Origin of the sequence: Dolichospermum lemmermannii CS-548 (genome assembly GCF_028330815.1) — a bacterium.
Lineage (GTDB): Bacteria > Cyanobacteriota > Cyanobacteriia > Cyanobacteriales > Nostocaceae > Dolichospermum > Dolichospermum lemmermannii.
Window position 1 is genome coordinate 1 of record NZ_JAQMTJ010000033.1, and the last position, 7150, is coordinate 7150.

General features: G+C 37.2%; 6 protein-coding genes and 1 pseudogene. All 7 read right to left on the reverse strand.

The window, feature by feature from the left end; all coding sequences use genetic code 11:
- Window positions 1–357: 357 nt before the first annotated feature.
- Window positions 358–1011 (reverse strand): HAD-IA family hydrolase, encoded by a 654-nt coding sequence (locus tag PN450_RS01685; RefSeq protein ID WP_015079613.1) that lies wholly within the window; start codon window positions 1009–1011, stop codon window positions 358–360.
- A gap of 86 nt (window positions 1012–1097) precedes the next feature.
- Window positions 1098–2291, reverse strand: coding sequence for an NAD(P)/FAD-dependent oxidoreductase (locus PN450_RS01690; RefSeq protein WP_271835228.1), 1194 nt, complete (start codon window positions 2289–2291; stop codon window positions 1098–1100).
- A 221-nt stretch (window positions 2292–2512) separates the two neighbouring features.
- On the reverse strand, window positions 2513–3643 hold the full coding sequence (locus PN450_RS01695; RefSeq protein WP_271835229.1) for a M14 family metallopeptidase: 1131 nt from the start codon (window positions 3641–3643) through the stop codon (window positions 2513–2515).
- Window positions 3644–3850: 207 nt separating this feature from the next.
- On the reverse strand, window positions 3851–5215 hold the full coding sequence (gene gntT, locus PN450_RS01700) for a guanitoxin biosynthesis MATE family efflux transporter GntT (protein WP_271835230.1): 1365 nt from the start codon (window positions 5213–5215) through the stop codon (window positions 3851–3853).
- 83 nt (window positions 5216–5298) lie between these two features.
- Complete coding sequence (locus tag PN450_RS01705; RefSeq protein ID WP_246863098.1) at window positions 5299–5808, reverse strand: class I SAM-dependent methyltransferase; 510 nt, start codon at window positions 5806–5808, stop codon at window positions 5299–5301.
- 64 nt (window positions 5809–5872) lie between these two features.
- Complete coding sequence (locus tag PN450_RS01710) at window positions 5873–6661, reverse strand: phytanoyl-CoA dioxygenase family protein (protein WP_148762231.1); 789 nt, start codon at window positions 6659–6661, stop codon at window positions 5873–5875.
- A 50-nt stretch (window positions 6662–6711) separates the two neighbouring features.
- Window positions 6712–6999, reverse strand: a pseudogene (locus PN450_RS01715) (nucleotide disphospho-sugar-binding domain-containing protein); the annotation flags it as partial.
- Between the last annotated feature and the right edge of the window lie 151 nt (window positions 7000–7150).

A 7150-nucleotide genomic window follows, 5' to 3' on the forward strand; every position in this document is an offset into this window, starting at 1 on the left:
ACTTTTATGGTTTTCAGTGTTTTTAGAATCCATCACTAAGCCAAGACGCGGTACGCTCCACAACCTGCCATTACTCGCTCTTTCAAGTCAATACTGCCGTTAGGACTTAAACCTAACCGTTGTTTCATAGGAGCCGGAATTGCTCCGTACTAGGATGCTTCAACACGTAGATGTTTTTTGTTCTTACTCACGATTTAATTCTAACATACCACAGGGATTAAAATCCCTCGTGCCGTTTCCCTCTCAGGTCTAAAGACGCGCTCGTTTCCCACTTACCGCGAGGTCTTATGACTATATATAGAATCTTGGCCAGAAAAATTTACACCATAAACCTCTATTAACCGGACAATTACGGTATTATTCAGTGGAATTACGGTTAATCCAAATACCTCTTATTCCTGCGGATTTTGCCCCATAATAATCATCTGTTATACTGTCGCCAATGTGCCATGCGGCTTCCGGTGAACACTTGTGCTTGTTTAAGGCAATTTTAAAAATTTCTGGATCTGGTTTAGCAGCACGGACTTGAGTAGAAATGGTCACAGAAGTAAAATATTCTTTAAGTCCTAAACCTTGCAATACTAAATACAAACGAGAATCAAAATTAGATAATATTCCTAATTCAATTCCTAAGCGTCGCCAGTTGATTAAAGCTAACTTAACATCAGGATAAACATACCACGGTTCGGAAGTCCCAAAGTGGATATAAAGTTCGGTAAAAAAAGCGGGAAAATCGGTAAATTGTTGGAGAACTCCTGCACCTTCAAAGGTATTTAAAGCAATTATCTGCCACCAATCATATTCACGCTGGGGAATATCTTTGATATCTGCATCAATAAATATCGGTGGTGGTGATGCTTTGAAGCTTTTCATAAAGTTTTCATCCAAAATTTGGGCGGAAACTTCTACACCAAATTCTTGGGCGATTTGTCGGTAAATTTCCCCAACACTACCTTTAACACCAAATAATGTCCCCACAGCATCTACAAAAATAACTTTAGGCTTTTTCATAAAATGAATACTTTAACTAAATACGTAGCAATGATATCTGAATTTGTCCAAATCCCCGACTTCTTTGAGAAGTCGGGGATCTTTAATTACTTGGAAATGGCTTCTATTATGGGGCTAACTAACCAATTAAAACCGACTTTCAACTGATGATTTAAAGTTGGTAAACGATACAGATAAGCCAGCCGACGGGCTAAGTACGCAAAAGACCCGTCTAATTGCACACCTAACCCTGTGAGGGTGGCGTTATCTATTCCCAAAGCCATCATTTCTCCTAATGGTTGATAGCGGAAGGGAAGGAGAGGACGATTGGTAATAGTAGCCCAGATATTCCAAGCGGTATAATCAGCTTGTTGGAAAGCAACTTGGGCGGTGGCGGGGACTTGTTTTCCTTCTGCGTCGAGACAGTCGGCTAAATCTCCTAAAGCAAAGATTTCGGGATGTTCTATGGCTTGTAGTTGGGCTGTGGTGGTGATTTGTCCACGCTGATTTTGCTTGAGGGGTAAGGCTGTGACAACTGGAGAAACTTTTGTTCCCACTGTCCAAATGACTACATCTACGGGTATGGTGTCTACTTGATTTTTATACTCTAGGGAGATGCTATCTTGATTAATTGCTGCTACTTTGGTTTCTAGGTCAATAAATACGCCTTTACTATCTAAGGCTTTTTTGGCGGCTTCACGGTTAAATTCTGGGGAAGTGCGGAGAATTTGGTCGCTGAGTTCAATGAGGCGGAAACGTCCTTTTTCGCCGATTCTGTCTGCTAGTTTACAAGCTAATTCTACGCCGCTGTAACCTGCACCAACTATGGCGACACGGATTTTTTCGGGATTTGCTGCTTCGAGAATTCGCAGCCGTTCTTCTAATTTGTAGGCATCAGTAATAGTACGGAAAGGGTAAGCATGAGTGACAGCACCGGGAACTAAGTCTAGGGGGGTTTCGCCACCTAAGGCTAAGACTAAGCGGTCATAATTCAGTTCTGATTTATCTGCTAATTGGACTGTTTGTTTGTTGATATCTATGGCGGAAACAGCGGCTTGGTGAAACTGGATTCCTGTTCCTTGGAGTAATTCTGAGTAGGGTGGGGCGATTTCCCAGGTTTGGAGTTCTCTGGTGAGGAGTTCGTAAAGCAGGGGAGAAAAGACAAAGCGATCGCTCTGATCTACTAAAATAATCTCAGGTTTTGGTGTAGATTCCCAGGGTAATTGGCTTAAACGCAGGGCGGTATAGAGTCCACCAAAGCCACCACCTAGTATACAAATTTTTGTAGTTGGTTGAGTCATAGTTTTTTTGAGCAGTTAAATTTCGGTCAGATATTTATTTTAGTGTAATGTTTTATTACGGTTTCTTGCCATTAATCAACAATCCTGATATTTGCCTTTATGCAAATCAGGACAAATGGTAATTTTATTTAAGAATCAAGATTTGAACGCAGATAAACGCAAATAAACGCAGATGAATTAATAGATTGAATAATTCTGTGTTAAATGTTTTCCATGACAAACTACATAGTCGCTAATACAAATTCTCCTTCGTTAACAGAGTTATTTATGGATATATCATAAACCAAGCCTGTTTTCTCTGCATGAACATGAATAGTTGTGGGTAATTCACCGATTTTATTGAACGTAAGAATTTGATATAGCAAATCTCCCTGATTTACTGAAGTACCTAATGCAGCTTTAGATAAAATCATTCCTCCTACGGGACTCCAATATTTTTTTAGTTGACTAAGTGAACGAAAATTTGTTTGACGAGATATAGTTTTTGATTGGGTTAAATCCTGTATTTCTAAAATACTTTTTTGAGTTAAATAATTTTTAATTCCGCACACTCCTTTAGATACTGAATCTGGATTCATTTGCATTCCTGTTCCTAATTCTAAAGTCCATGCTTCTTTATCAAATATCATTTTTTGTCCGGTTAATTTTAATAAAGCATTCTCTAAAGCTAACCAAGGTTTGATAAATGATTCATCAAAAGCATCACCATCATATTCATCGAATAAAATGCTATAATCTAGAAGAAATAAATTAGCACTATCTTCTCGATTTCGGAAATAATAAAGGTATTCTATTCCTTCTCCAGTGTGACTATGTAAATCAATTACGTAGTCTGCATCTAAATACAGAGATTGCAGCTTATAACGATATTTATCAGTTAATTGGACACTGCTAGGGGCATTGATTTTATCTAAAAGACTATCGAAACTAGTTTGAATTTTTTGGGAAAAGTTATATTTAATTGTATCTATATCTAAACCAATTTGAGAACGAGCAAATTCTTCTATATCATCATGTTTTTTTTCATAATCCCAAAAAATTCTATTCCAATTTTGACTATCGTAAACATTGAATCTACCTGTTGAAAAATTATGAGTTCGTTGGTTAACAGCTAAGGGATTACAAACAGGTACAAGCCAAATTTCTCCTATAATCTGAGTATTATTTAATGTCGTTAAGAAATCAATAATTTGGTAAATGACAGCATTACCAACAATTTCCGCACCGTGTAAGTTAGATTGGATATATACTTTTTTACCAGATTTAGCCCCAATAAATTTATATACTTGAAGAGAAAGAAACTCACCAGAAGCAAGTTGAAAAAGGGGAATAGTTGCAATAGTGGCAATCATAAATCAAATCCCTAGTCAAACTAATAAACAGTTTACTACTTAATTTTGATGATTGAATCGGTGTTATAGCGGTTATTGGTTGAGTGAAATACAAGAACCCCCTCCCCGAAAGCGAGGAGGGGGCTTATGACTGTATCTTATTCTATTATGTAAGTTAAGTTAATAATTACCCTCCTGCGAGGGTTTTCAAGTAATAGCAAAGTTATCTTAACTTTCAGTAGTTGTAGAGGAAACGATAGGAATTTTTATTTCACTTGTAAATGTATCTAATAGTTTAAATGAAAATACCACAATAGCCGTTATTGAAAATAATGTCATCGCTAACCATAAAAGATGGTTACTGTGAAAATACCAACTAGCTATAGCTATAGGCATGAAACCTCCTACAAAGGAAATGAGGGCAGAATTACGTAACGTTCTTCCTTCGGTTAAACCTCCAAAGAATCCTTCCAGAATCACATTAACTGCAAAAAACCCCTGAAATGGTAACAACCATTTAACGTAGTTAGAAATGTTTTCAGTTACTTCAGTGTGGTTAGTTAATAGTCCAAATATAGTTTCTGGAAAGAGAATATATAAGATAGCAATGGGAATTGAAAGTAATAAGCTAGTAAGTAGACTAACAATTAGTAATGGTTGTAGCTGCTGTAATGTACCTTGTCCCTTAAAGTTTCCCGTGAGGCTTTGGGTGGCAAATCCTACTCCTTGAACAACAAACATATTAAAAGCTGCCGCTTGAAAAAGAACACTATTTTCTGCTAATATCTCTGTTCCCATTGCCGAACTGAGTTCAGTAAAAATGGCAAAGGTAGAGACTACGGCCAAACTTCTTATTAACATATCTCTATTTAGTTTGAAGGTAGCTTTAATAGCTGACCAATTCAAGACTTTTGGGATTACACCTGATACAATTGACCAATCAATGTGGAAGCAAACTATAATTAAACCTATTAATAATGCCACATACTGGCTAATAGCTGTAGTTAAACCAGCCCCTGTACTAGCCCAACCCCAGCGAATAATAAATAAGTAGTCCAGCACCACATTAGTTAGGCTTTCTATTACAGATATCAGCACCACAAAAATATTAAGTTCTCGGCCAAAAAACCAACCAACTAGAACAAAGTTAAGTAAAACCGCAGGTGCGCCCCAAATACGAGCTTGAAAATAGTCAAGACCGGCATCTTTTACCTCTGTTGCACCCACTAAAAAGGTAAACCCTACTGTTTGTAAAGGGTACTGAAGAATGAGGATAAGTGTACCTATTCCCAAAGCAATTAGACCATTTCGGAGTAATACTAATAATATCGCTTCTGGATTATCAGATCCTACAGCTTGTGCTGTCATACCGTTGCTAGAAGAACGTAAAAAATTCAAAACTCGATATAAGTAGCTAAAAAGAATTGTGGCTAAAGAAACTCCTGCTAAGTAACGGATATCAGGTAAATGTCCCAAGTAGGCTAGGTCTATTAAACCCGACAATGGCACAACAATACTAGAGAGAATATTTGTAAATGCCAGTCGGTAAAAGCGAGATAGGAAGTTATATTCTTCAGGGATTGTAAAATTCATCGTTCTGAATTGTTAATTTCTTGGCAATATTTTCAGTAAATTCTTATCTATCTAGCAACTGCTATATTTACTCTAGCCTCATGTTATAAATGCGCTAATGCCCAGACGTGGTAAGGGAATTCTGGTTCGTTATCTAGGCAATGAGAAACAGGATCATATTCGACCCATTGAGAGAAATTAGCAATGATACATTGGCGATTTCCCCAAGAACCAGTTTGAATGTTATCTAGAGAAAATCCACATTCATGGAGAAAGTATTTGAGTCCAGTTTCCGTCCAGCGTGTGCAATCTATTGGGTAATTATGAAGTTTCACCAAAAAAGGAACAGAGATGAGAAAATACCCTCCGGGGGAAAGCATGGAAATAATATTGCGACCGGCTCGATAGGGATATAATAAATGCTCAAAAACTTGTTCTGCAATAATTAAATCAAACTTTTTTGGCAAAGGTGCAGAACAAATATCATATTCTGGATAGTGGATATTTTCATATTCTTGAAACCCAAAAGTTTCCCAGTTCTTGCCTGAAACTTCTAATACTCGCCATTTTGAAAACGGTAAATTCTCTAGTAGCTTTGCCGTTTCCCGGTTCATTATGACTCGACTCCAAGTGATCCCCATAACTGTATTATTTGTACAAATTTTTACTAATATAAGTTTATTGTTGAGTAAATATGCGATCAAGTTCGTCTTGACTAAGAGCTATTAATGGCGTGAGATCAGGATTTGATAAAAAAGCTGGTCTTTCTTTGTTGGGAAGGGCGCTGTTTTCAATACTGCTATAGGTGATGACAAAGTTTCGGCGGTCCCAGGGAGAAATATTGGCAACGGAACCATGTAATGTATCATAGTGTACGAACAAAACCGACCCCGCGAGACCTTTTGGTGCGACTATTCCTTGCACAGATGCAAATTTGGCAATCGTTTCTGGAGCGACTGCTAAGGATGAATTAGTAGTTGAAGCAGAATTTGCCGCTTCGAGTATTCCCTGTTGATGAGAACCTGGTATGTAATATACTGGTCCATTAAATTCATTGACTTCATCTAAGAAAAGGATGGCATTTCCTCCTTTTGGTGAGGAAATTCGTTCGTAATACTGTGCAAATGCAGAATCTTGATGCCATCCCCACATCCCGCCGGTAAAAGCTGGTTTCATGACAATTTTACTGCGAAAAACGTACAATTCACTCGCAAAAAGTTGTTGTGCAACTGTCAATAGACGAGGGTGACGGACTAAATCTCGGAAAATTTTGTTATTGAGATGAGATCCATAGAGAGTGCGTAAGGTTTTTTGATCATCTTCTAAAACACGACCAACTGCTTCATCGTCCATGACATTGGGAATTTGATCACAAATTACTGATATTTCCTCACGGCTAAAACACTCTGGAATGAACAAAAATCCTTGTTCTTCATAACTTTTTATTTGTTCTATTGTCAGTTTCATTTTGCTCTTAATTAGAATTTACTGAGTTAATGCAGATAATAAAATTTGTACTATTTCAAAACATGAGAAGTGCTGTTCCTCTGTTTAAATTCTAAAATTTTATCTACTGCTTTTTGAGTGCCACCTGATTTGATCAAAGAATCACTTAATAGATCAATATTACTACGAATTTTTTCATCTTTGATGATCTGTTCAACAAGCGATCGCAATTTCAATGGAGCAATATTTTTCTGTTTTACCCATACTCCGATATTTAATTCTTCTACACGATTAGCTACTAAATATTGATCCCCTCCCTGGGGAAATACAATCAATGGTACTTTGTGAATTAATGCCTCCCAAGTGCTATTAAGTAAGTTGGCGCAAAGAAATCAAACTATGTAAAGATAAGTAAATACGGAAAATCAATCTACTGAGGTGATTAAAATATGGGCGCTCGTTTAAGGGTATTTTTAACTCGTGAGCAAGATAAAACCCTGTTGAACCTAA

Excerpts from the sequence above, each read along its gene's own strand:
- PN450_RS01685 (WP_015079613.1), bottom strand. The coding sequence starts at position 1,011 with ATGAAAAAGCCTAAAGTTATTTTTGTAGATGCTGTGGGGACATTATTT.
- PN450_RS01690 (WP_271835228.1), bottom strand. The coding sequence starts at position 2,291 with ATGACTCAACCAACTACAAAAATTTGTATACTAGGTGGTGGCTTTGGT.
- PN450_RS01695 (WP_271835229.1), bottom strand. The coding sequence starts at position 3,643 with ATGATTGCCACTATTGCAACTATTCCCCTTTTTCAACTTGCTTCTGGT.
- gntT (WP_271835230.1), bottom strand. The coding sequence starts at position 5,215 with ATGAATTTTACAATCCCTGAAGAATATAACTTCCTATCTCGCTTTTAC.
- PN450_RS01705 (WP_246863098.1), bottom strand. The coding sequence starts at position 5,808 with ATGAACCGGGAAACGGCAAAGCTACTAGAGAATTTACCGTTTTCAAAA.
- PN450_RS01710 (WP_148762231.1), bottom strand. The coding sequence starts at position 6,661 with ATGAAACTGACAATAGAACAAATAAAAAGTTATGAAGAACAAGGATTT.